We start from the raw sequence: 22,448 nt of genomic DNA, 5'->3' as shown, positions 1-22,448 counted from the left end.
AAGCCCGTGCCGGCCGCCGCGAGCCTCATCCGCGGCCCCTCACGAGATTCGCCGCCTGGCGCACAGAGAGCTGAGGCAGGTAAGCGCGGGCCAGCGCGACCCCGATGGCCGGAAGGGCGACCGGATCCGGGTAGGCCATGATCAGCGGATGCAGTTCGGGCTGGAACTTGCGTTTGAACTTGAGCAGCGACCGGAAGCCGTAGACCGGTTCGAGCGAGGCGCTGAGGAAGCCGAGCGTGCGGTCCATTCCGGAGCGTTCCGTCTCGGGGCCGCCCTCGGCGGTGTGCGCGAGCGGAGCGGCCGAGAGGCTCATGAACTCCACGCCCTCGTCGCGCATCCGGGTGGCGGATTCGGCGATGAGGAACTCCATCACACCGTTGATGCTTCCCGGCCGGCGCCGCATGAAGTCGAGCGTCCACCCCACGACCAGACCGTTGCGGTAGGTGGGGAGCCAGCTCGTGACGGCCTCGATGCGACCGTTCTCGTCGACCGCGAGCATGAGGCCGACGGCCGGGTCGCGCAGTTCGTCGAGACCGCCGAGGGTGAAGCCCATCTCGGGCAGGTCCTTCTCGGCCACCCACTGCTCGGAGATGTCGGAGAGCTGCACGGCCGAGGTCAGCGGGAGCGCCTGGTAGGTCGTCCATTCCGCACGGATGCCTGCCCGCTGCGCCCGATTGATGGAGGTTCGCACGTCTTGCCACTTCTTGCCGGTGGTCGCCCACTGCTGCGGGCGGATCACGGTCTCCTCCGCTACCACCATCGTCGACCAGCCCATCTCGTCGAAGACCGGCTGCAGGTCGGCGTCGACGCTGTAGTAGACCGGGATCCATCCGTTGTCGTCGCAGAACCGGGCGAACCGGTCGATCGTGCGGTCGTGCGGAGGCGGTGCGCCGAACGGACCGCCGGTTGTGATCGCAATGCGTCCCACGACGCGGTAGGCGATCGCGCGACCGTCGGCCGGATCGAACCAATAGCTGTTCCCCGACCAGGTGGCCATGAACGAGATGGCGTCTCCCCCGCCTCGCTCGAGGAGGTCGCGCACGCGTGTCGCGTCGCTGGTATCACGACGGAACCCGCGCCCGCGCATCACGGGGATCGCCGCGATCATCACCACGAGCCAGAAGATCGTGCCGATGTTGCGGTAAAGGGCGACCCCGAGCGGGGAGGTCGGCAGGTAGCTGACCGGCTCGCGGCGCAGGAAGTTGACCGGGATGAACCGCTCGAGCACGTCGCCCAGTAGGTCCCCGAGGTCGATCGGGCGCGTGTAGCCCGAGTTGCGCTGCAGATATCCGACCGCGATGTACAGGAGCGCCAAGACGACGCCGGTAACGACGATGGTGACCACGTACCGAACGACCGCTCGCGTCGAAGGCCGCACCGGGAAGTGCTGCCGCAGCGCGATCAGCACGATGGCGATCGCCAACGGCAGCAGAGCCGAGAGCGCCAGCATCGCGGTCACTTCCCAGTAGCGGGCGGCGAAATGCGGATGGGTGGAGACGCCCGCCAACGGCAGCAGTCCGAAGTACAGCGCCGACAGAACGGCGAGCATGACGTTGACGGCCACGGCGAGCCACACGGCGAACCGGCTTCCGCGGAGCAATCCGTACGCCGCGACGAGCAGTACCAACAGCGGGAGCACCGAGACGAGGATCGGCCCGATGCCGTTGATGCGCTCGATGGTCAGATCGTGGAGGCACTGCCTGGTCACCGCGAACGCCTGGCAGCGCTCCAGCAGCGAGCCGCGGTCGGGAACGTCGTTGCTGAACAGCAGGCCGATCGGCGAGAGAAGACCATAGCGCGATTTGGTGAGCAGCCCGATCACCGGCCCGATCGCTGTGATTGACACAGCCGAGGCGAGCAGCACCCGGATCTCGTGGTGGGAGCTGCGAACCCATCCGCCGAGTTTCGCGGTGGGCCGCAACAGCACGCCCAGCGCCAATCCGAAGAGCACGGCGAGCATCCGATAGACATCGGACGGCAATCCGGAGTAGAGCACGAAGACCAGTGCGACGAGCACGGTGAGCACCCGGATGCGCCGTCGCCACAGCGCGCTCGCGAAAGCGCTCGCAGCCATGATCGTGCCGCCGATCGCGGTGAACACGTCGAGCACGACGAGGTTGTGAACATTGCGCGCCCACATCTCACCGGTCTGGGATGCGAGAAGCTGCACCCCCACACCCACGACGATGCCGAGAACGGAGGTGACGAAGAACGACACGGCCGTGCGCCACCACCCCATCAGGTGCTCCGCGGCCCCGACGAGAAGGACCGTGAGCGCGAGTGCCACGATCAGTTCACCCAGGCTGTCGGTGAAGATCACCGAGGTGATCGGTGTCCACCAGTGGCCGTCGAGCAGCGGTCCGGGCCCTGTTCCCAGCCAGATGCGCAGCGGCCGGTGCGGGCCATGGATCGGCCCGGTGACCAGGGCGAGAACCAGGATGACCACCGTGATCGTGGCGGTGAAGGGATGCGCGACAACGAGCCGGAGGGCGCGTCTGGCCCCGGCGGCCACGCGTCCTGGCCGGCGGGGCTCGACCGCAGGAGTTTCGTCGCTCACGAGCGCAATCCTAGATGGGCCGCGATGAGCGGGAAGCCGTGCACGAGGGTGTAGCGCACCGTGTTCCAGTCATGGGCGGAACCCGGAGAGACCAGAAGGTCGGAGGTGATGCCGGCGGCCCGCGCCTCTGCGTCGAGTGTTTTGGCGAAGGCGAGATATTTCGCATCGTCCTGTCCGACGCCGAACACGATGAGCGTGTTCGTGAACGGAGCACCGGCCTTCATCAGCGCTGCGGGCTGGGCGGCCTCGTAGGCCTTCTTCGAGCCGCCGAACCCCTTGGTCACGGTGGTCGATTCTGCGCCGAGTGTCGGGCCGAGTTCGCTGGATGAAGCCAGCGCCGACCCGAACTGGTCGGGGTGTCCTGTAGCGAATTGCACGGCGCAGGTCGCCCCCTGCGAGTAGCCGAAGACACTCCAGGCGGCCGGGTCGCTGCTGACCCGGAAATGCGCCTTGATCCACGCCGGCACGTCTTTCAGGAGGTAAGTGGCCGACTTGCCGAACGCCGCCGAATCGACGCACATCGGGTTGCGGCCGGCTCCGCCGAGCTGATCCGCCGCCACCACGATCGGCGCGATACCGCCGTGCTTCGCCGCATACTGGTCCATCGTCGTGGCGATGTGCCCTGCCGTGAACACATCGGCGGGCGCGCCGGGCTGGCCTGCGAACGCGTACAGCACCGGGAGAACGGGAGGGGCGGCTGTCAGCGCCGCCGGCGGAAGGTAGACGATGGCCTTGCGAGCGGGGAATCCCGAGGTCGTCGCCGGGATGCGCACCGTTCCGATCTCACCGCGTGCCGGAACGCTCGCCGGGGGCGTCCAGGTCTTCTCGTAATCGGTGCCGATGTTCGCCACTTCGCCGCGTTCGCTGTGGATCGTCAGCGCTTTGTACGGCACGACACCGAGGGCGTCATCGAGGTTTCGGTAAGCGCCGAAGTCCACATTGATTCCGGCACCCGCTGCAATGAGGAACACGGGGATGCTCAGAACGGCGATCACCTTCCGCCACCACCGCGAGCGGAAGAGGTTGACGAGCGCGAGGGCGAGTCCGGCGAAACCGATGGCCGTCCACATCCGGGTCACCGGTGTCAGCTCGACTCCGAACACGTCCATGACATCGCCGAACAGCCAGATCACGAACAGGCCGAGCAGCGCACCGATCACCACGGCCGAGATCCCCGCCAGCATCCGACGGACGGTCGGGCGGATGAGGAGGTACAGCGCGAGAAGCGAGACCAGCACGTCCACCGTGATGAGGAACGGGCGCTGATCGATGCGCAGGGTCATGAGCCAGTTCAGGGCGGGTCCTTTCAATGCGACGGCATGGCCGACGCACCATTATTGGATACTCAGCCGGTCTCAAGCTGAGGTGACGGGGCCGTTCAGGCAATTCCTAGGAAGCGAACGGCTCGTCGGAAGGATCGCCTAATCGACCGCCAGGGCTGCGACCGGTGCCACAGCGGTCGCCCTTCGGGTGGGGGCGACCGAAGCCGTCACGGCGAGGATTGCCGCGGCGAGGATCACCAGTCCAAGGAACGGCCACGGCAGTTCGGGAACCAGAAGCCCTCCGCCCGGGATGGCTCCCAGTAGAGACTGTGCACCGATCCACCCGTAAAGCGTTCCCAGCATGAGGCCGGTGACGATCGCGGCAAAGGTGAGCTGCGCGCTCTCGGCGAGGATCATCCGACGCACCTGGCCGGCGCTGAAACCCAGAGCTCGCAGCAGGCCGAGCTCCCGCCGCCGCTGCAGCACGCTGAGCGAGAGGCTGTTCACCACCCCGACCGCGGCGATGACGGCGGAGAAGCCGATCAGCACGGTGAAGACCGCCATCGTCACCGTGAGCACGCCGTCCACTCCGCCGTAGAGGCCCGGTTCGCTCTCCTGCGCGCGTTGGATCATCTGAAGGTACGACTGCGAGGCGACGACGAACATCGTGATCAATGTCACACCGATCACGAGCCCGATCGTGGTGCGCGAACTGCGCTCCGGATTGCGCACCGCGTTCGCTGCGGCGAGCCGAGCTGCGGTGCCTCGGCCGAACAACAGCCCGACGGCGCGGAGCACGCCCGGCATGAACAGCGGCGCGGCGAGGATGACGCCGGTGAACGACAGCACGCCGCCCGGCAGCGCGATCAGCACGCCGTACGGCCCCAACGATGACAGCAGCGAGTCCGCCGGCCTGGCGAAGACGCCCAGGCCGAGGAGCAGGCCGAAGACCAGTAGCAGGGCGCCCACCACCATCAGTAGCACGGCGACGACCACGCGGCCCCGGCTCGCTCGGACCTGCGCGGCCGGGCGTTCCTCGGCAGCGCCCAGCGCCTGCACCGGGGTGACGGTGAGCACCCGCCGGCTCCCCACCCAGGAGGCCAACCAGGTCGTGAAAACGACGACCGCCAACGGGGCGAGCAGTACGGGCGTGATCACGGGATACAGCACATCCGGCAACACACCCGCCGCGACGAACAGTCGCACGGCGACGAGCGTGAGAGCCGCTGACACCGCGCCGCCGAGCACGGCGCCGAGGAGGCCGACGGCGAGCCCCTCGGAGGCGACCGATCGCCGCTGGGCCCGCGCGCTGGAACCGATGAGGCGCAACAGGGCGATGGTGCGGGTGCGCCCGGCGATGATCGTCGCGAAAGTGTTCGTCGTCACGATGGCGCCGACGTACACGGCGATGATGAAGAAGATGACGGCGACGACACTCAACGCGACGAGCACGCTGCCGTGTGCGGCCACATCACTGTGCGAGATGTAGGCGGTCAGCACCCCGGTCGACGACAGCAGGGCGACACCGAACGCCGAACTGAGCGCCGCGACGAGGATGCTGGCACGGTGGTCCCGCGCATTCGCCCGGAAGGCGGAGAACGGACGGTTCATGCGTGCTGCTCCATCCCCAGCATGTAGCTGGAGATCGCTTCCGGCGTCGAGCGGGGTCGTTCCGCCACCACCGCTCCGTCGGCGAGGAACACGATGCGATCGGCGTAGCCGGCGGCGATCGGGTCGTGGGTCACCATGGCGATGCTCTGCCCGTACGTCCGGCTCGCCTCCGCGAGCAAGCCGAGCACTTCCCGCCCCGTCCGGGAGTCGAGGTTGCCGGTCGGCTCGTCGGCGAAGATGAGGTCGGGCCGGGTGGCCAGCGCGCGCACGATCGCGACGCGTTGCTGCTGACCGCCGGAGAGTTCGTGGGGGCGGTGGCGCAACCGGTTTGTGAGGCCGAGCGACTCGATGAGGTGGTCGATCCACTCCCCCTGCGTCCGCGTGGGCCGTCGCCCGTCGAGCTCGAACGGCAGACGGATGTTCGCCGCGACATCCAGGGTCGGCACGAGGTTGAACGACTGGAACACGAACCCGACGCGCCGACGACGGAGCATGGTCAACTCCGCGTCGCCGAGACCGGTGATCTCTGTCTCGCCCAGCCAGACCTGGCCGGAGGTGACGGTGTCGAGCCCGGCCATGATGTGCATGAGGGTCGATTTGCCCGAACCGCTCGGTCCCATGATCGCCGTGAAGCGACCGGCCGGGATGCCGAGGGTCACGCCGTCGAGCGCGTTCACCCGTCCGGCGCCTGTCCCGTAGGACTTCGTGGCATCCACCACGCGGGCCACGAGGCCTTCGGTGGATGTCGAGCCCGGTTCGAGGGCGGGGATCGTCTCGCTGGTGGCGTTGTCCATGCCTCCACGCTACGGACCCGGCGCCGCAGGCGAATCAGGCGTTGGACCCATCCGATCTCCGTCGGGAGGATGATTCCTCATCCGCCCCGGTGAGTCCGTGTTCGAAGGCGTAGACCACCATCTGCACCCGGTCGCGCAGCCCCAGTTTGCTCAGGATGCGGCTGATGTGCGTCTTCACTGTCGCCTCGCTGAGGAATTCCGTCGACGCGATCTCGGAATTGCTGAGCCCTCGCGCGGCGAGCACGAAGATCTCGCGTTCCCGCGAGGTGAGGTTGCCGAACTCGGGCGGCTGCGGTTTGACCGGCTCACTCGACGAGAAGTACTGGAAGAGCTCGCGCGTGGCCCCCGCCGCGATGACGGCGCTTCCAGCGTGCACTGTACGGATTGCCGCGAGGAGGAACTCGGGCTCGGCGTCTTTCAGCACGAAGCCGCTCGCGCCGCCGCGGATCGCCCTGGCGGCCGCTTCGTCGAGGTCGAACGTGGTCAATACGAGGATGCGCGGGGGCGTGCGCCCCTCCTTCGTTGCGTTCTCGACGATCTGGGTGGTCGCGGCGATGCCGTCCATCACCGGCATGCGGATGTCCATGAGCACCACATCCGGGCTGGTCTCGGCGGCGAGCTGGACGCCTTCGGCACCGTTCGCGGCCTCCCCCGCGAGTTCGAGATCGGGCTGCGACGTCACCAGCATCCGCACCCCGGCGCGGAACAGCGCCTGATCGTCGACGAGCAGTACCCGGATTCGCTCGGCCGCGCTCACGCCGCCGCTCCCGCCGGAAGGAACGCGCTCACCACAAACAGGTCGCCGGCCGGTCCGGCCGCGAGGGAACCGCCCGCGAGCGTCGCCCTCTCCCGCATCCCGGGCAGGCCGTGCCCCACACGGGCGGATGCCGTCCCGGCCGATGGCGTGTCGATGCTGATGGGTTTCATGGTGTTCCTCACGGTGATGACGACCCCCGGTCCCCCGTTCTCGCTCGCCACTTCGGCGAGCACGACGGAGGCGGAGGCGGCGGTGTCCCCATGCCGGAGGGCGTTGGTGAGCGCCTCCTGCACGATGCGATATGCGGCGATCTGCTGGGCCGAGCCCAGCCAGCCGAGGTCGCCGACCCGTTCGACGGTGACGTCGAGCCCTGCGGCGCGAATCTGGTCGACGGTGCGCTCCAGGTCGTCCAGCGATGGTTGGGGGCCTTCCGGCTGGGCATGCCGCAGCTCGGCGAGCAGCACCCGCACGTCGCCGAGCGCCGAGCGCGCGGTCGACGCGATGGTCTTGAGGGCTTCGTCCACGGTGTCCGGATCGGAGTGTCGGGCGTAGCGTGCGCCGTCGGCCTGTGCGATCACCACCGCGAGCGAGTGGGCGACGACGTCGTGCATATCGCGCGCGATGCGTGTTCGCTCCTGCTCCACGACGACGTCTTCGACGGCGCGGGCGCGATCGAACTCGGCGGCGACCTGCGCTCGCCGCGACACGCGGGCATTGCGCCAGGTGCGCATCAGGAGCCCGAGCACCCAGGAGAGTCCGAGCACGGTGACGCTCACGACGAACAGGAAGGCGAATTGCAGCGTGAGCTGGCCGATCGAGCTTGACAGCAGGTCGAGATAGTTCTGGCTGACCGCCGAGGTCAGCGTGAGGTAGAGCGAGGCGACCACGGCGCCGATGCCGGCCGAGATCAGCCCGGACCAGCGCACGATCGTGTCGCCGTACGCGGCCGTCGCGTAGAGCACGATCAGCACGCCGACGTCGCTGAACTGGATGTTGTGGCCCGTGGTCATCTGCAGGATCGCCGAGATCCACGCCAGTGAGAGAGCGACAGCCGGCGACATTCGGCGCACCGCGACGGCCACCGCGAAGCCGATCATCACGAGGAAGCCCGAGCGCGGTCCCCCGCTGCCGTCGAAGCCGCCCACGTTCACCGCATCCAAGACGATGCAGAAGAACGCGAACGCAGCCGCGCCGGCGATGTCGAAGGTGAGCTCGGGGCGGGTGAGCCGGCGCACGAGTCCGGCGCTCTCTGTGTGCGGATCGGCGAGACGCGTTCCGCCGGACGACGCCAACCAGACCAGCACCGAGCGGCCGTCCGTGGTCGGCGTCGCCCGCTGGCGCGCGACGAGGTAGCCCACGAACCACCCGGCGACGAAGGCGACGATGAGAAGCAGGCTCATCAGCAGGAGGCCGACGCCCTGGCTCGTGTAGTAGCCCGCGATCACCGGGCCGAACTGCGGAAACTTCAGCTCGCCGCCGACAGTGAACAGATAGGCGACCGCCGGGCCGAGCAGAAAAGCGGAGGCGAAGTCGAACCAGCGCGCCACCGGCCCGGCGTGCGCCGCAACGCCGAACGTCGTCAGGAACACCGCCAGGGCCGCGATGACGCGGAACAGCGCCTCCTGCGTTCCGGAATTGCCGACGTCGACGACGACTGCGGCCCAGATCAGGCACAGCGAGACAGCGGGCAGCACCCGCGACAATGCCACGCTGGCGCAATAGAACACCAGGGCCAGCGCCGCCTCGATGTCGACGGCCAGCCCCGACAGCAGCCAGACGCCCAACAGCACCAGTCCGAGGGCGGGCTCGAGCACCCACCGGAACGGTACGAGCCGATCCAGGAGTCGAGTGGGGCGCAGCATGCCTCTACGGTACGGGCCGCGACGACCGCTCAGGCGCCGTCGTGGCGGATTTCATCCCCTGGATGTATGCAACCGGATCAGAAACCGAGACGCCCGAGCTGTTTCGGGTCGCGCTGCCAATCTTTGGCGACCTTGACCCGGATCGACAAGAACACATGCTTGCCGAGCAGCTTCTCGATCGGAACACGGGCGGTCGCCCCCACCTCGCGGATGCGGCTGCCCGCCTTCCCGATCACGATCGCCTTCTGGCTGTCGCGCTCGACGAAGAGGTTGGCGTACACCTCCACCAGCTCTTTGTCGTCGCGTTCGATGATGTCGTCGATCGTCACGGCCAGCGAGTGGGGCAGCTCGTCTTCGACACCCTCCAGCACGGCCTCCCGGATGTATTCGGCGATCCGGTCTTCGAGTCCCTCGTCGGTGACCGTGTCGGCCGGGTAGAGCGGGGACGGCGAGCTCGGGAGCAGTCGCATCAGTTCGGCCGTCAGCGTGTCGAGCTGGATGCTGCTCGTCGCCGAGATCGGCACGATAGCCTCCCATTCCCGCAGCGCGGAGACGGCGAGCAGCTGTTCGGCCACCGCCGGCCGGCTCACCGCGTCGATCTTCGTGACGATGGCCACCTTCTTCGCCCGCGGATACTCGTCGAGCTGCTCATTGATGAAGCGGTCGCCGGGGCCGATCTTCTCGTCGGCCGGAACGCAGAAGCCGATCACATCGACATCGCCGAGCGTGGCCTGCACGAGTGAGTTCAGCCGCTCGCCGAGCAGTGTGCGCGGGCGGTGGATCCCCGGCGTGTCGACGAGGATGAGCTGCCCGTTCTTCTGGTGAACGATGCCGCGGATCGCCCGACGGGTCGTCTGGGGTTTCGAGCTCGTAATGGCAACCTTTTCGCCGACGAGCGCGTTGGTGAGCGTGGACTTCCCGACATTCGGGCGGCCGACGAACGAAACGAATCCGGCGTGAAAGTCGTTCACGGTTTGTTCTCCTCTTGCGACGCGTCCGGCGCCGCGATCAGGGCTGCGTCACGTTCGACGAGCACGGTGCTGACGTGTTTGCGCCGGCCTTCGGTTCGGTCGACGGTGAACCGCAGACCGTGACTTGATGCGGTCGACCCCACACCGGGGAGCCGTCCGAGTGCTTTGGAGACGAGGCCGCCGACAGTGTCGACGTCGTCGTCGTCGAGTTCGAGGCCGAAAAGCTCCCCGAGCTCGTCGATGGGGAGTCGCGCGCTGACGCGGTACCGCCCTTCGGAGACCTGCTGGACCAGTTCGACCTCGTGGTCGTACTCGTCCGAGATCTCCCCCACCAACTCTTCGATGAGGTCCTCCATGGTGACGAGACCGGCGATGCCGCCATACTCGTCCACGACCATCGCGAGGTGGTTGGACTCCAGCTGCATCTGGCGCAGCAGGGTGTCGGCCGTTTTCGACTCCGGAACGAACAGGGCAGGGCGGGCGAGGTCGCCCATCGTCATCTCGTCGGCCCCCAGCGGGCTCTCGAAGCTGAGCTTGGCCACATCGCGCAGGTAGAGCACGCCGACCACCTCATCCGGGTCCCCGTCGATCACCGGCATACGAGAGACGCCCCTGCTGAGGAAGAGGCCCATCGCGGTGCCGATCCCGGCGCCGCGATCGACCGTCACCATATCGGTGCGCGGGATCATCACCTCGCGCACCACCGTGTCGCTGAACTCGAAGATCGAGTGGATCAGCTCGCGGTCGTCCTCCTCCAGAACATCGAATTCGGCGGCCTCGTCGACGATGCTCAGCAGCTGCTCCTCGCTCGCAACCGGGGCCGAGCGGGAGCGGGATGGCGTCACCTTGTTCCCCAGCGCCACGAGCCCGTTGGCGATCGGGCCGAGGAGCACACGGATGAACCGGATGAGTGGGGCTGTCAAGCGCAGCAGATACGTCGAGTTGGCCCGGCCGACGCTCCGAGGGCTCGCACCGACCAGCACGAACGACACACCGGTCATGATGAGCGCGGAGAGGATCAGCGACACCCACCACTCTTCGAAGATCGTCTCGAAACCGAGCGTCACGAGCACCGCCGCCGTCGTCTCGGCAGTGATGCGGATGAAGTTGATGGCGTTGAAGTGCGCCCCCGGGTCGGCTGCGATGGCCCGGAGTGAGCTTTGGGCCCGCGACGTCTCGGCCAGTTCGGCGATGTCGGAGCGCGACTGCACCGAGATCGCGGCGTCGACGGCGGCCATCAACCCGCCGAACGCCACGAGAAGGAACGCGACGATGAAGAACAGCGTTGCGAGCATCCCGGCCCCTAATGCTGTCGGTCGTAGCGCGAGAACCCGATGAGGATGTCGCGCTGGATTCCGAACATCTCACGCTCTTCCGCCGGCTCCGCGTGGTCGAAGCCGAGCAGGTGCAGCATCCCGTGAGTCGTGAGGAGCAGCAGTTCTTCCATCAGGCTGTGGCCCGCGGTCTCGGCCTGCGCCTGTGCCACCTGCGGGCAGAGCACGACATCGCCGAGCAGCCCCGCCGGTGCCGGGTCGTCTTCGGTTCCCGGGCGCAGCTCATCCATCGGGAAGCTGAGCACATCGGTCGGACCGGGCTCGTCCATCCACTGCACGTGGAGTTGCTCCATTGCCGCTTCGTCAACGAGCACGATGGCGAGCTCCGCGTCCGGGTGCACATGCATGATGTCGAGCGCATAACCGGCAAGACGCTGCAGGGCCGCCTCATCCACCGGAATCGCCGACTCGTTGTTGACTTCGATGCTCATGGGGTCTGCCTTCGCTGTTCTTCCGTCATCGTCTCGAGCTCAGCGCCGTTTCGGCTGACGGTCGCGCGGAATCGACGAGCGCCGCTCCGCCCGGTTCGCGAACTCGGCCGCCTGCTCGCGCTCGTAGTGCAAAGCCTGTTTCTGCGCGTCGTACTCGGTGTATGCGTCGACGATCCGGCCGACCAGGGTGTGCCGCACGACGTCTTCGCTGGTGAGCCGGGCGAAATGGATGTCGTCGATGTCTTTGAGCACCCGCGTCACTAGACGCAGGCCACTCGCCGCGTTCGGAAGGTCGACCTGCGTGATATCGCCGGTCACGACCATGCGCGAACCGAAGCCGAGCCGGGTCAGGAACATCTTCATCTGTTCCGGGGTGGTGTTCTGCGCCTCGTCCAGGACGATGAACGAGTCGTTCAGCGTGCGACCGCGCATGTAGGCGAGCGGTGCGACCTCGATCGTGCCGGCGGCCAGGAGTTTGGGCACCAGATCGGGATCCATCATCTCGTTCAGGGCGTCGTAGAGCGGGCGCAGGTACGGGTCGATCTTGTCGGTCAGGGTGCCGGGCAGGTAGCCGAGACGCTCCCCTGCCTCCACGGCCGGACGCGTCAGGATGATCCGGTTCACCTCCTTGCGTTGGAGGGCCTGAACCGCCTTCGCCATCGCCAGGTAGGTCTTGCCCGTTCCGGCGGGGCCGATACCGAACACGATGGTGTTCTGGTCGATCGCGTCCACGTAGTTCTTCTGACCGAGGGTCTTGGCTCGGATCGCTTTGCCACGCGCGGTCAGAATGGCCTGGCTCAGCACGTCGGCCGGGCTGAGGTTGAGGTCGGTGTTAAGCATCCGGGCCGAGCTGGTGACCTCGGCCGGGCTGATCTCTTGACCGTTCCGCACCATCTGGAGCAGCTCCTCGATCAGGCGACGGGCCGCATCAAGCTGCACCGGGTCGCCGGCGAGAGTGATCTCGTTGCCCCGCACGTGCACGCTGACCAGCGGATACTGCCGTTCCAGCGTCTTGAGCAGCCTGTCCTGCGGGCCGAGCAGTCGCACCATTGCGACGCCGTCGACGTCGAACCGTGCCTCGGACTGCCCGTCGCTGCGCTGGGGGTCTGTTTCGCTAGTCGGCAAGGTTTCCTTCCTCGAGGCTGTTTCCCTCTCCGGGGGCACTCAGAACGTGGGCGTGCACGTGGAACACGGTCTGCCCCGCACCGGCGCCAGTGTTGAAGATCAGCCGGAAATCGCCGTTCGCGTGCTCGTCCGCGAGGCGTTTGGCCGTCGCGACCACCGTGGCCAGCAGAGCCGGGTCGCCCGCGGCGAGCTCGGCCACGTCGCGGTACTGTCCCGTCTTGGGCACGACGAGCAGGTGCACCGGCGCCTTCGGCGCGATATCGCGGAAGGCGATCACCTCATCGTCTTCGTAGACGATATCGGCGGGGATCTCGCGATCGATGATCCGCGAGAAGAGGGAGCGCTCGTCCGTTTCCATGATTCCATCTTAGAGTTCGAGGCTGGGTGCAGTGCGCGGGAACGCCTTCCCGACGCCCACGGTTCGCGCCTGTCCGCTCTCGGCGCACTCGAGGTCGGTGACTGAGCGCCCTACCAGCGCCCGAGGAGTCCGTTCACGACCGCCAGCGCCGCCGGACCAGCCGTGGAGGTGCGGAGCACGGTGTCTCCGAGGCGAACGAGTTCCGCACCCGCCTCGACCAGCGCGGCGAGTTCTTCTGGGGCGATGCCGCCTTCCGGTCCGACGACGAGGACGAGCGGTCGATCGTCGAAGGTCAGCGACGTCAACCGCACCGGCGCATCCGGGTCCAGCAGCAGGATGCGCGCACCGGCCGCCCGTTTCGCCAGTGACCTCGTGTTCGTGAGCTCCTCGACAGCGGGCACCCAGGCGCGGATCGACTGCTTGGCCGCTTCGCGGGCGATCGTGGCCCAGCGGTCGCGCCCCTTCTGGATCTTCTGCCCCTCCCAACGCGACACAGAGCGCGCCGCAGCCCACGGGACGACCGCGTCGACGCCGAGCTCTGTCGACGCCTGCACCGCCAACTCGTCGCGATCGCCTTTCGCAAGGGCCTGCACGAGCGTGACCGCGGGCGCGGACCGTTCGACCCGCTGCGCCGACTCGACCTCGATCGCGAGTTCGGAGGGTGTGGCCACCAGTACCCGGCCCGAGGCGATCAGCCCGCGACCGTTGCCGATCATCACCGATTGTCCCACCCGGGTGCGTGTGACCGTCGACGCATGCTTCGCCTCTGCACCGGTGAGCGATAGACGATCCCCCACCTCGACGTGCTCGAGGTCTTCGCGGAGGTAGAGCGAGCTCATGCGACGGTCAGACGTTGAGGAAACGGTCGCGCAGCTTGGCGAACAGCCCCTGCTGGAACCGCGCGAGACTGGGCTCGGCGTTTTTGTGCGTGGCGGCGAACTGTTTGATCAGCTCGCGCTCTTTGTGGTCGAGCTTGGTCGGTGTGACGACCTGGATGCCCACCCGCAGATCGCCGCGACCGCTGCCCCGCAGGTGGGTGATGCCACGATCCTTCACCGTCAGGATGTCAGCGCTCTGCACCCCCGCCTTCAGGTCGAGGCTGATGTCGCCGTCGAGCGCCTTGACCGTCGCCGTGGTGCCCAGGATCGCATCCGTCATCGAAACCTCGAGCGTGCAGAGCAGATCGTCGCCGTCGCGGCTGAACACATCGTGGTGCTTCACCTTGATCTCGAGGTAGAGGTCGCCGTTCGGGCCGCCGGCAGGCCCCGCCTCGCCACTGCCCGGCATCTGCAGCCGCAGACCGGTGTCGACGCCGGCGGGGATGTCGACCGGAACCGTGCGCCGGGCTCGGACCCGTCCCTGACCCTGACAGGTGACGCAGGGCGTCGCGATCACGGTGCCGTAGCCGCGGCAGGTTCCGCACGGACTCGAGGTCATGACGTTGCCGAGCAGGGAGCGGACCGACCGCTGGATGCTGCCGGTGCCGTGGCAGATGTCGCAGGTGACGGGCGCGGTGCCCGGCTGGCAGCAGGAGCCGTTGCACGTCTCGCAGACGATCGCCGTGTCGACCTCCAAATCGCGGTGGGTGCCGAACACGACCTCATCGAGTTCGACTTCCACCCGCAGCAGCGCGTCCTGACCTCGCTCGCGCCGAGACTTGGGACCGCGGGTCGCGCCGCCGCCCCCACCGAAGAAGGTCTCGAAGATGTCGCCGAATCCACCGAAGTTGGCGCCGCCCCCACCGAATCCGGGCTGCGGGCCGAGATCGTATTGCTCCCGTTCGCGCGGGTCGCTGAGCACGTCGTAGGCGTGGGTGACCAGCTTGAACCGCTCCGCCGCATCCGGGCTCGGGTTCACGTCGGGGTGCAGCTCCCGTGCCAGACGGCGGTAAGCCTTCTTGATCTCGTCGGGGGTGGCGTTGCGCTCAACGCCGAGGACTTCGTAATGGTCGGCCACGTACGGCTTTTCCTTCTCGTTCGGATTTCTATTCGCCCAGTAGGCGGGAGAGGTAGCGGGCCACCGCACGGACGGCGGCCATGTTGTTGGAGTAGTCCATGCGGAGCGGGCCCAGCACTCCCAGGCGGGCGATGTCGGAGCCCGACGCCGTATACCCGCTCGAGAGCACCGACGTCTCGGCCAGACCGAAAGGGGCGTTCTCGCGGCCGATGCTGACGGCAACGCCGTGCTGATCGGTCGCCATCTCGCCGAAGAGCCGGAGCAGGACGACCTGCTGCTCGATCGCCTCCAGCACCGGGAAGATGCTCCCGGTGAAATCGTGCTCGGTGCGCACGAGATTCGCGGCACCGGCCATCACCAGCTTCTCTTGGCGATTCGCCGCGATCTGGTCGAGCAGCGCACTCGCGACCGGTTCTACCAATGCGCGCGTGCGGTCCGTGAGCGCGGCGGGGAGTTCTCGGAGCCGAGTCGCGGCATCGTTGAGCGAGAGACCCGCGACGGCGCCGTTGATGGCGCCCCGGATCTCCGCGACGTCTTCATCGGTGAGATCGCTGCCGAGCTCGATCACCCGCTGCTCCACTGCGCCGGAGTCGGTGATCAGCACGCTGAGCAGCCTCCGCGGGGCCAGCATCACCAATTCGATGTGCCGGATGCGTGACCGCGACACGGACGGGTACTGCACGAGCGCGACCTGGTTCGTCAGCTGGGAGAGCAGCCTCACTGTGCGGGCGAGCACATCGTCGAGGTCCGCGGACTGCCCGAGGAAGACCTCGATCGCCTGGCGTTGCGCCGGGCTGAGCGGGCGCACTTCCGCCAGGTGGTCGACGAACAGCCGGTACCCCTTGTCGGTGGGCACGCGCCCGGACGAGGTGTGGGGCGCGGCGATGAGCTCTTCTTCTTCGAGGGCGGCCATATCGTTGCGGATCGTGGCGGCCGAGACACCGAAAGCGTGTCGCTCGACGATGCTTTTGGAGCCGACCGGCTCGCGGGATGCGACGTAGTCCTGCACGATGACCCGCAGCACTTCGAGGCTCCGATCAGACACCATCCGACTCGCCTCCCGACTGTGTGCGTGCCCCCGATTGCTTAGCACTCGCTGATCCTGAGTGCTAATCATATCGCGCTGACACACCCGCCGACTGATTGCACCGCCCACAGCGTGCGCAGTACCTTATGGGTGCGATCTCACAACAGCGTGGCACGCACTGATCGGCAGGCCCGTCCAGCCGACGGTTCGATTCGATGGATCTCGAACGAAAGGCACCGATCATGACCGACCAGAACCAGCCCCCGATCGATCCCGCGGCCGGTAGCGGCGTTCCGCCCCAGCCGCCGCAGCCCCCGCAGCAGCCGCTCCCCCCGCAGCCTCCTGCGGGAGCCGTTCCGCCGCAACAGCCTTACGGCGGCGTCCCCCCACAGCAGCCGGGCGTGCCGCCGCAGCAACCCTACGGCGGAGTCCCCCCGCAGCAACCGGGGGTGCCCCCGCAGCAATACGCCGCCGCGCCCGCCGCCCCGCTCGACCAGGCCCAGGATAAGCAGTGGGCGTCGTTCGCCCACCTCGGCGGCATCCTGTGGATCCTGCCGTCGCTCATCATCTTCCTGGTCTTCAAGGATCGCGGGGCCCTCACCCGGCAGGAATCGAAGGAGGCCCTGAACTGGCAGATCACGTGGCTGATCGTCTGGGTCGTCTCGTACATCCTCGGGATCATCCTGCTGTTCACCCCGATCTGGTGGCTCTTCGCCACGCTGATCCCCTGGGCGCTCTACATCGTCAACCTCGTCTTCTCGATCATCGGTTTCGTGCGGGTCAACGGCGGCGGCACGTACCGCTACCCCGTCAATTTCCGTTTCATCAAGTGACGAGACGACGCCGACTCGCGTAACGAGACGAAGCCGAGTGGACATGATCCTCTCGGCTTCTTCTCAGTTTCGGCCCGTTTGCCTTAGGGTTGGGGACGATATCCACCCGTCCACCGCCGCTTCCGGCGCAGCCTAGGAGAAAACACAATGTCCGCAACGCCCCCGCCGCCGCCCCAGCCGCCGTACGGCGGCTCGCCGCAGCAGCTCAGCCCCGCCGACGAGAAACTGTGGGCAACGCTCGTTCACATCGGCGGCATCCTGTTCAACTGGATCCCCGCGCTCATCGGCTACCTCGTGCTCAAAGACAAGGGCCCGTTCGTGCGCGCCCACACCGCCACGGCCCTGAACTTCCAGATCACGATCTTCATCGCCTACATCGTGGGCGGCATCCTGTCGATCGTCGTGGTCGGCGTCTTCATCATCATCGCGGCCGCCGTGCTCAACATCGTGTTCAGCATCATCGCTGCGGTGAGGGCGAACCAGGGTGAGTTCTACACCTACCCCCTCGCCATCAAGTTCCTCAGCTAGTCATCCGACAGCAGTCGGCGCACCACCGTGTCGGCCAGAAGCCGCCCTCGCAGGGTCAGCTCGACTGATCCGCGCAGGGCGGCTTTCGCGTCTACCAGTCCGTCCGCGATGAGCCCGGCCACCGCCGTCCGACCCGCGGGCTCCAATTCAGCGGTCGACAGGCCCTCACGGATGCGTGTCAGCAGCAGTACGCGCTCCACCCGTTGCGTCTCCGCATCGAGGGTCTCCCGCCCGGCGGCGGGCGACTCGTTCGCCACGATGCGCCCCGCGTACGCGGCCGGATGCTTCACGTTCCACCAGCGAACCCCACCGACGTGGCTGTGCGCGCCTGGTCCGACACCCCACCAATCGTGTCCCTGCCAATAAGCCAGATTGTGGCGGGAACGGTGGTGCACATCCTTCGCCCAGTTGCTGACCTCATACCAGTCGTAGCCGGCCGCGCCGAGCCGCGAATCCGCCGTCTCATACATATCGGCCTGCAGGTCTTCATCGGGTTCGGCGACGGCACCGGACTTGATCTGGCGGGCCAGCTTGGTGCCGGTCTCGACGATAAGCGAGTACGCCGACAGATGGTCGGGCTCGCAGGCGATCGCGGCGTCGAGCGATCGACGCCAGTCGTCGACGGACTCCCCCGGCGTTCCGTAGATGAGGTCGAGGCTCACCTGCAGGCCTGCGGCGCGCGCCCACTCCACGACAAGGGGCACCCGTTCCGGGTCGTGGGTGCGCTCGAGCGTTGCGAGCACGTGGGGAACGGCCGATTGCATCCCGAACGACACGCGGGTGAAGCCGGCCGCGGCGAGACTCTCCAGATATGGTGCGTCGACGGAGTCCGGATTAGCCTCCGTGGTGATCTCGGCATCGTCGGTCAGACCCCACGCTTCGCGGACCGCTGCCAGCATCGCGGCGAGATCACCGGAGGGAAGCATCGTCGGCGTCCCCCCGCCGAAGAAGACGGTCGACACGCGCCGGGCCGGAAGAGAGCTCGCGGCGAGAACGCCGGCGGCGAACGCGACCTCGGCGACCGCGTGCCCCGCGTACTCGCTCTGGGAGACGCCGCGCAGTTCGGTGGCGGTGTAGGTGTTGAAGTCGCAATACCCGCACCGCACACGGCAGAACGGCACATGCAGGTAGACACCGAGACGACGCTGGTCGGCCCCGACCAGAGTCGAGGCCGGAAGCAGACCGTCGGCAGGCGCCGGATCCCCGAGCGGAAGCGCGCTCGGCACCTCAGGCCGCCCGCACGGGCAGCAGGGAACGCAGATACCGCGCGGTGAACCGCCGCTGCGCAAGCCGCAGCACAGGCGAGAACAGGCGGTAGAACGCCGTCGACGGGCGCCCGAAGGCACGCAGCACGAACCAGACCGAGCCGTCGTCGCGGAGTTCGACGAGGAAGGCCTCCTCGCCGCTCTCCGGATGACCGTGCAAGGTTCCATAGGCGAAACCGGCCCGGTTCGGCTCGTCCACCACATACACGACACGGATCGGCGCACTGACGGTGAGCGGCCAGAACGGGATCTTGAGCACGGCGGTCATCCCGTTGACGATGTACGGCGAACCATCGTCTGCGAAGACCGCCTCACTCTGGCGGTGCTCCTGCAATTTGGCCGGGGTCCCATCGGGGTTGAAGATCACGCCCTCGTACTGCACGCCCGTGCCTTCGCGTGCCTCCGTCACCCGGATGCCGCTGCCGCGCTGCACACCCCACGTCATGAGCGCGGTGACGGCGGAGCGGAACCGCTCGTCCCCGCTGCCCAGCCGAGCCTGGCGCTCGAACGAACGGTAACCCTTCGGCGGGTAGTACAGCAGATCCGCCGCCTGCGTGCCGCCGACAGCGCCATAAGTGACCGGCTCGTCGGTGAACGTGGAGCGTCTCATGGTGGGCCTACTTCTTGTCTTTCTTCTCCGTGTCGCCGGAGAGCGCCGCGATGAAGGCCTCCTGCGGAACCTCGACGCGGCCGACCATCTTCATGCGCTTCTTGCCCTCTTTCTGCTTCTCGAGCAGCTTGCGTTTGCGGGTGATGTCGCCGCCGTAGCACTTGGCGAGCACATCCTTACGCATGGCCCGGATGCTCTCGCGCGCAATGATGCGAGCCCCGATCGCAGCCTGGATGGGCACCTCGAACTGCTGACGCGGGATCAGCTCCCGCAGACGGCCGGTCATCAGCACCCCGTAGGCGTAGGCCTTGTCGCGGTGCACGATCGCACTGAAGGCGTCTACCTGCTCGCCCTGGAGCAGGATGTCGACCTTCACCAGATCGGCCTCCTGCTGGCCGGTCGGCTCGTAGTCGAGCGAGGCGTAACCGGCGGTGCGGCTCTTGAGCTGGTCGAAGAAGTCGAAGACGATCTCGCCGAGGGGCATCGTGTAGCGGATCTCGACGCGGTCTTCGCCGAGGTACTCCATGCCGAGCAGGGTTCCGCGGCGGCTCTGGCAGAGCTCCATGATGACGCCCACATAGTCTTTCGGGGCCAGAATGGCCGCCTTGACCATGGGCTCCTCGACCTTGGCGATCTTGCCGCCCGGGAACTCGCTCGGATTGGTCACCGTGATGAGTTTCTTGTCTTCAGTGGTGACCTCGTAGATCACGCTTGGCGCGGTGGTGATGAGGTCGAGCCCGAACTCGCGCTCCAGCCGCTCCGTGACGATTTCCAGGTGCAGCAGACCGAGGAACCCGCAGCGGAAACCGAAGCCGAGCGCGACAGAGGTCTCGGGCTCGTAGACGAGTGCCGCATCCGAGAGCTTCAGCTTGTCGAGCGCCTCCCGCAGTTCGGGGTAGTCGCTGCCGTCGATCGGGTACAGCCCCGAGAACACCATCGGCTTGGGCTCGGTGTAGCCCGCCAGAGCTTTGGTCGCCGGTTTGCTCGCGGTCGTGACCGTGTCGCCGACCTTCGACTGACGCACATCTTTCACGCCGGTGATCAGGTAGCCCACCTCACCGACTCCGAGCCCCTTGCTCGGAGTCGGCTCGGGCGAGCTCACCCCGATCTCGAGGATCTCGTGCGTGGCCCTGGTCGACATCATCTGGATGCGTTCGCGCGGCGAGAGTTGACCGTCCACCATGCGCACATAGGTGACGACACCGCGGTAGCTGTCGTAGACGGAGTCGAAGATCATCGCCCGGGCGGGTGCGTCCTTGACGCCGACCGGAGCCGGGATGAGCTCGACGACACGGTCGAGCAGGGCGTCGACACCATGACCGGTCTTGCCCGAGACCCGCAGCACATCCTCCGGTTTGCCGCCGATGAGGGAGGCGAGCTCAGCCGCGTACTTCTCCGGGTCGGCCGCCGGCAGATCGATCTTGTTGAGCACCGGGATGATTGTGAGGTCGTTCTCGAGCGCCAGGTAGAGGTTCGCGAGTGTCTGAGCCTCGATCCCCTGAGCCGCATCGACGAGGAGGATGGCGCCCTCGCACGCGGCCAGGGAGCGGGACACCTCGTAGGTGAAGTCGACGTGGCCGGGGGTGTCGATCATGTTGAGGGCGTATGTTCCCGCCTCACCGGCCCACGGCATCCGCACCGCCTGGCTCTTGATCGTGATGCCGCGCTCGCGCTCGATGTCCATCCGGTCCAGATACTGGGCGCGCATATCGCGGTCGCTGACGACACCGGTGATCTGGAGCATTCGGTCGGCCAGCGTCGACTTGCCGTGGTCGATGTGGGCGATGATGCAGAAGTTGCGGAGGAACGCCGGATCGGTCGCGGCGGGCTCGAGGGCCTTCAGAGCTCGTGGAGACATTGTGTGATGATTCTCCCATGAGCGGGGCCGCCCGGCCTATTCCGGCGATCGTGCCCCGCGTCGGAAGGCCGCCCGGAGCTCTCAGGCGAAGCGCTCGGACCGTTCGACCACGTGGCCGTGGCCACCCTCCCACCGGTAGACCTCGGCGCCCTCGATGAACACCTGTTCGGCGCGCGAATTGACATCGAGTGGGTCACCCGACCAGATCACGACGTCGCCGTCCAGGCCGGGCGTGAGCGATCCGATGCGCTCGTCCAGCCGCAGGAACGAGGCCGGGTTGACAGTGAGCGCTTCCAACGCCGTCTGGCGCGGCAGGCCCTCCTTCACCGCGAGCGACGCCTGATGCACCAGGAAGTTGATCGGGACGACGGGGTGGTCGGTCGTGATGGCGATCCGCACACCCGCGGCTGCCAGCGTCGCCAGGTTGGCGATCGCTCGATCGCGCAGCTCCACTTTCGACCGCGATGTGAACATCGGACCGAAGATGACCGGGATGTCCCGCTCGGCGAGCACGTCGGCGATCTTGTGCGCTTCGGTGCCGTGGTTCACCACGAGACGGTAGCCGAACTCATCCGCGAGCCGGATGGCCGTGGCGATGTCGTCGTGGCGATGCGTGTGCTGGTCCCAGGCGAGCTCGCCGTCGAGCACCCGCACCAGCGTCTCCTTGCCCAGGTCGCGGGCGAACGGCTTTCCCTCTTTCGCCGCGTCGTCCCGCGCCGCACGATAGTTCTGCGCCTCGACGAACGCCTCACGAATGATCAGGGCCACTCCGAGGCGCGTGCTCGGTGTCACATTCTTGGCCCCGTACACGCGCTTCGGGTTCTCGCCGAGCGCCGACTTCACGCTCACCGCCTCGCGGATGACCTGCTCGTCGATGGTGCGACCTCCCCACGCTTTGATCGCTGCGGTCTGACCACCGATCGGATTGCCTGAGCCCGGCTTCACGACGATCGAGGTGACACCCCCGGAGAGTGCGTCGCGGAAGCCTTCGTCGTCGATGTTGACCGCGTCGATGGCGCGCACAGCGGCCGTGTTGGGCGTCGTCATCTCGTTCGTGTCGTCGCCGGCCGGACCGTTGGCCTCCTCGTGGATACCCACGTGCCCGTGCGACTCGATGAAACCCGGTAGCACCCACCGCCCGCCCGCGTCGACCGATCCGACGCCGACCGGGATCACGACCTCGGCTCCGACTGCGGTGATCGTGCCGTTCTCGATGAGGACGGTGCCGTTCTCGATCGGCGGGCCGGCGACCGGAACGATGTATCCGTTGACGATGGCGATGGATGCAGTGCTGATCATGTTTTCGAGC

At 67.2% G+C, this 22,448-nt stretch carries 20 protein-coding genes; 2 read left to right on the top strand and 18 right to left on the bottom strand.

Features of this window, described 5'->3' with window-relative positions; all coding sequences use genetic code 11:
* Positions 1-25 precede the first annotated feature (25 nt).
* From K5L49_RS02390 to hrcA, 14 genes are all read right to left on the bottom strand, one after another.
* Entirely contained in the window at positions 26-2,557 is a 2,532-nt protein-coding gene (locus K5L49_RS02390) for a bifunctional lysylphosphatidylglycerol flippase/synthetase MprF (RefSeq protein ID WP_223690428.1), read from the bottom strand.
* Positions 2,554-3,840 (bottom strand): alpha/beta hydrolase, encoded by a 1,287-nt coding sequence (locus tag K5L49_RS02385; protein WP_223690427.1) that lies wholly within the window; start codon positions 3,838-3,840, stop codon positions 2,554-2,556. The genes K5L49_RS02390 and K5L49_RS02385 overlap by 4 nt, the downstream gene beginning before the upstream one ends.
* A gap of 138 nt (positions 3,841-3,978) precedes the next feature.
* Entirely contained in the window at positions 3,979-5,430 is a 1,452-nt protein-coding gene (locus tag K5L49_RS02380) for an ABC transporter permease (RefSeq protein WP_223690426.1), read from the bottom strand.
* A complete protein-coding gene (locus K5L49_RS02375) occupies positions 5,427-6,224 on the bottom strand; it encodes an ABC transporter ATP-binding protein (RefSeq protein WP_223690425.1) in 798 nt (265 codons plus the stop codon). The genes K5L49_RS02380 and K5L49_RS02375 overlap by 4 nt, the downstream gene beginning before the upstream one ends.
* Positions 6,225-6,258: 34 nt before the next feature.
* The gene (locus K5L49_RS02370; protein WP_223690424.1) at positions 6,259-6,981 is read right to left on the bottom strand and encodes a response regulator; all 723 of its coding nucleotides are present in this window, start codon (positions 6,979-6,981) and stop codon (positions 6,259-6,261) included.
* A complete protein-coding gene (locus tag K5L49_RS02365; protein ID WP_223690423.1) occupies positions 6,978-8,843 on the bottom strand; it encodes a sensor histidine kinase in 1,866 nt (621 codons plus the stop codon). Before K5L49_RS02365 ends, K5L49_RS02370 begins: the two co-directional genes overlap by 4 nt.
* A 77-nt stretch (positions 8,844-8,920) precedes the next feature.
* On the bottom strand, positions 8,921-9,814 hold the full coding sequence (gene era / locus K5L49_RS02360; protein WP_223690422.1) for a GTPase Era: 894 nt from the start codon (positions 9,812-9,814) through the stop codon (positions 8,921-8,923).
* Positions 9,811-11,109 carry a hemolysin family protein gene (locus K5L49_RS02355; protein WP_223690421.1) on the bottom strand — a complete coding sequence of 433 codons (1,299 nt, stop codon included), beginning with the start codon at positions 11,107-11,109 and terminating at the stop codon, positions 9,811-9,813. The genes era and K5L49_RS02355 overlap by 4 nt, the downstream gene beginning before the upstream one ends.
* A gap of 8 nt (positions 11,110-11,117) precedes the next feature.
* On the bottom strand, positions 11,118-11,579 hold the full coding sequence (gene ybeY, locus K5L49_RS02350; protein WP_223690420.1) for an rRNA maturation RNase YbeY: 462 nt from the start codon (positions 11,577-11,579) through the stop codon (positions 11,118-11,120).
* Positions 11,580-11,618: 39 nt separating this feature from the next.
* Positions 11,619-12,704, bottom strand: coding sequence for a PhoH family protein (locus K5L49_RS02345; RefSeq protein WP_223690419.1), 1,086 nt, complete (start codon positions 12,702-12,704; stop codon positions 11,619-11,621).
* Entirely contained in the window at positions 12,694-13,062 is a 369-nt protein-coding gene (locus K5L49_RS02340; RefSeq protein WP_223690418.1) for a histidine triad nucleotide-binding protein, read from the bottom strand. Before K5L49_RS02340 ends, K5L49_RS02345 begins: the two co-directional genes overlap by 11 nt.
* Positions 13,063-13,172: 110 nt before the next feature.
* Positions 13,173-13,901 (bottom strand): 16S rRNA (uracil(1498)-N(3))-methyltransferase, encoded by a 729-nt coding sequence (locus tag K5L49_RS02335; protein ID WP_223690417.1) that lies wholly within the window; start codon positions 13,899-13,901, stop codon positions 13,173-13,175.
* A 7-nt stretch (positions 13,902-13,908) separates the two neighbouring features.
* A complete protein-coding gene (dnaJ, locus tag K5L49_RS02330; RefSeq protein ID WP_223690416.1) occupies positions 13,909-15,018 on the bottom strand; it encodes a molecular chaperone DnaJ in 1,110 nt (369 codons plus the stop codon).
* A 28-nt stretch (positions 15,019-15,046) separates the two neighbouring features.
* On the bottom strand, positions 15,047-16,066 hold the full coding sequence (hrcA, locus tag K5L49_RS02325; RefSeq protein ID WP_223690415.1) for a heat-inducible transcriptional repressor HrcA: 1,020 nt from the start codon (positions 16,064-16,066) through the stop codon (positions 15,047-15,049).
* A 221-nt stretch (positions 16,067-16,287) separates the two neighbouring features.
* On the opposite strand from hrcA, the gene K5L49_RS02320 reads away from it, so the two are divergent.
* Together K5L49_RS02320 and K5L49_RS02315 are read left to right on the top strand one after the other, a co-directional pair.
* Positions 16,288-16,878: a DUF4870 domain-containing protein gene (locus K5L49_RS02320; RefSeq protein WP_223690414.1), complete on the top strand. Its 591-nt coding sequence runs from the start codon at positions 16,288-16,290 to the stop codon at positions 16,876-16,878.
* A gap of 147 nt (positions 16,879-17,025) precedes the next feature.
* Positions 17,026-17,406 carry a DUF4870 domain-containing protein gene (locus tag K5L49_RS02315; protein WP_223690413.1) on the top strand — a complete coding sequence of 127 codons (381 nt, stop codon included), beginning with the start codon at positions 17,026-17,028 and terminating at the stop codon, positions 17,404-17,406.
* Here the strand turns inward: K5L49_RS02315 and hemW are convergent.
* The 4 genes from hemW to K5L49_RS02295 all read right to left on the bottom strand — a co-directional run bounded on the left by hemW (position 17,403) and on the right by K5L49_RS02295 (position 22,438).
* Positions 17,403-18,632: a radical SAM family heme chaperone HemW gene (gene hemW, locus K5L49_RS02310; RefSeq protein ID WP_223690412.1), complete on the bottom strand. Its 1,230-nt coding sequence runs from the start codon at positions 18,630-18,632 to the stop codon at positions 17,403-17,405. The genes K5L49_RS02315 and hemW overlap by 4 nt on opposite strands.
* Before the next feature lies 1 nt (position 18,633).
* Entirely contained in the window at positions 18,634-19,281 is a 648-nt protein-coding gene (locus K5L49_RS02305) for a DUF1990 family protein (protein WP_223690411.1), read from the bottom strand.
* A gap of 7 nt (positions 19,282-19,288) precedes the next feature.
* A complete protein-coding gene (lepA, locus tag K5L49_RS02300; RefSeq protein WP_223690410.1) occupies positions 19,289-21,139 on the bottom strand; it encodes a translation elongation factor 4 in 1,851 nt (616 codons plus the stop codon).
* Between the two features lie 81 nt (positions 21,140-21,220).
* A complete protein-coding gene (locus K5L49_RS02295; RefSeq protein ID WP_223695222.1) occupies positions 21,221-22,438 on the bottom strand; it encodes an amidohydrolase in 1,218 nt (405 codons plus the stop codon).
* Positions 22,439-22,448: the final 10 nt, after the last annotated feature.

It is taken from the genome of Leifsonia poae, assembly GCF_020009625.1.
Classification (GTDB): domain Bacteria; phylum Actinomycetota; class Actinomycetes; order Actinomycetales; family Microbacteriaceae; genus Leifsonia; species Leifsonia poae_A.
Note: the sequence above shows the minus strand (reverse complement) of the source record. Positions and strands in the feature narration are given on the sequence as shown.

Coding starts and splice junctions, on each gene's coding strand:
- K5L49_RS02385 (WP_223690427.1), bottom strand. CDS start 3,840: ATGACCCTGCGCATCGATCAGCGCCCGTTCCTCATCACGGTGGACGTG.
- K5L49_RS02380 (WP_223690426.1), bottom strand. CDS start 5,430: ATGAACCGTCCGTTCTCCGCCTTCCGGGCGAATGCGCGGGACCACCGT.
- K5L49_RS02375 (WP_223690425.1), bottom strand. CDS start 6,224: ATGGACAACGCCACCAGCGAGACGATCCCCGCCCTCGAACCGGGCTCG.
- K5L49_RS02365 (WP_223690423.1), bottom strand. CDS start 8,843: ATGCTGCGCCCCACTCGACTCCTGGATCGGCTCGTACCGTTCCGGTGG.
- K5L49_RS02355 (WP_223690421.1), bottom strand. CDS start 11,109: ATGCTCGCAACGCTGTTCTTCATCGTCGCGTTCCTTCTCGTGGCGTTC.
- ybeY (WP_223690420.1), bottom strand. CDS start 11,579: ATGAGCATCGAAGTCAACAACGAGTCGGCGATTCCGGTGGATGAGGCG.
- K5L49_RS02340 (WP_223690418.1), bottom strand. CDS start 13,062: ATGGAAACGGACGAGCGCTCCCTCTTCTCGCGGATCATCGATCGCGAG.
- K5L49_RS02335 (WP_223690417.1), bottom strand. CDS start 13,901: ATGAGCTCGCTCTACCTCCGCGAAGACCTCGAGCACGTCGAGGTGGGG.
- hrcA (WP_223690415.1), bottom strand. CDS start 16,066: ATGGTGTCTGATCGGAGCCTCGAAGTGCTGCGGGTCATCGTGCAGGAC.
- K5L49_RS02320 (WP_223690414.1), top strand. CDS start 16,288: ATGACCGACCAGAACCAGCCCCCGATCGATCCCGCGGCCGGTAGCGGC.
- K5L49_RS02315 (WP_223690413.1), top strand. CDS start 17,026: ATGTCCGCAACGCCCCCGCCGCCGCCCCAGCCGCCGTACGGCGGCTCG.
- K5L49_RS02305 (WP_223690411.1), bottom strand. CDS start 19,281: ATGAGACGCTCCACGTTCACCGACGAGCCGGTCACTTATGGCGCTGTC.
- lepA (WP_223690410.1), bottom strand. CDS start 21,139: ATGTCTCCACGAGCTCTGAAGGCCCTCGAGCCCGCCGCGACCGATCCG.
- K5L49_RS02295 (WP_223695222.1), bottom strand. CDS start 22,438: ATGATCAGCACTGCATCCATCGCCATCGTCAACGGATACATCGTTCCG.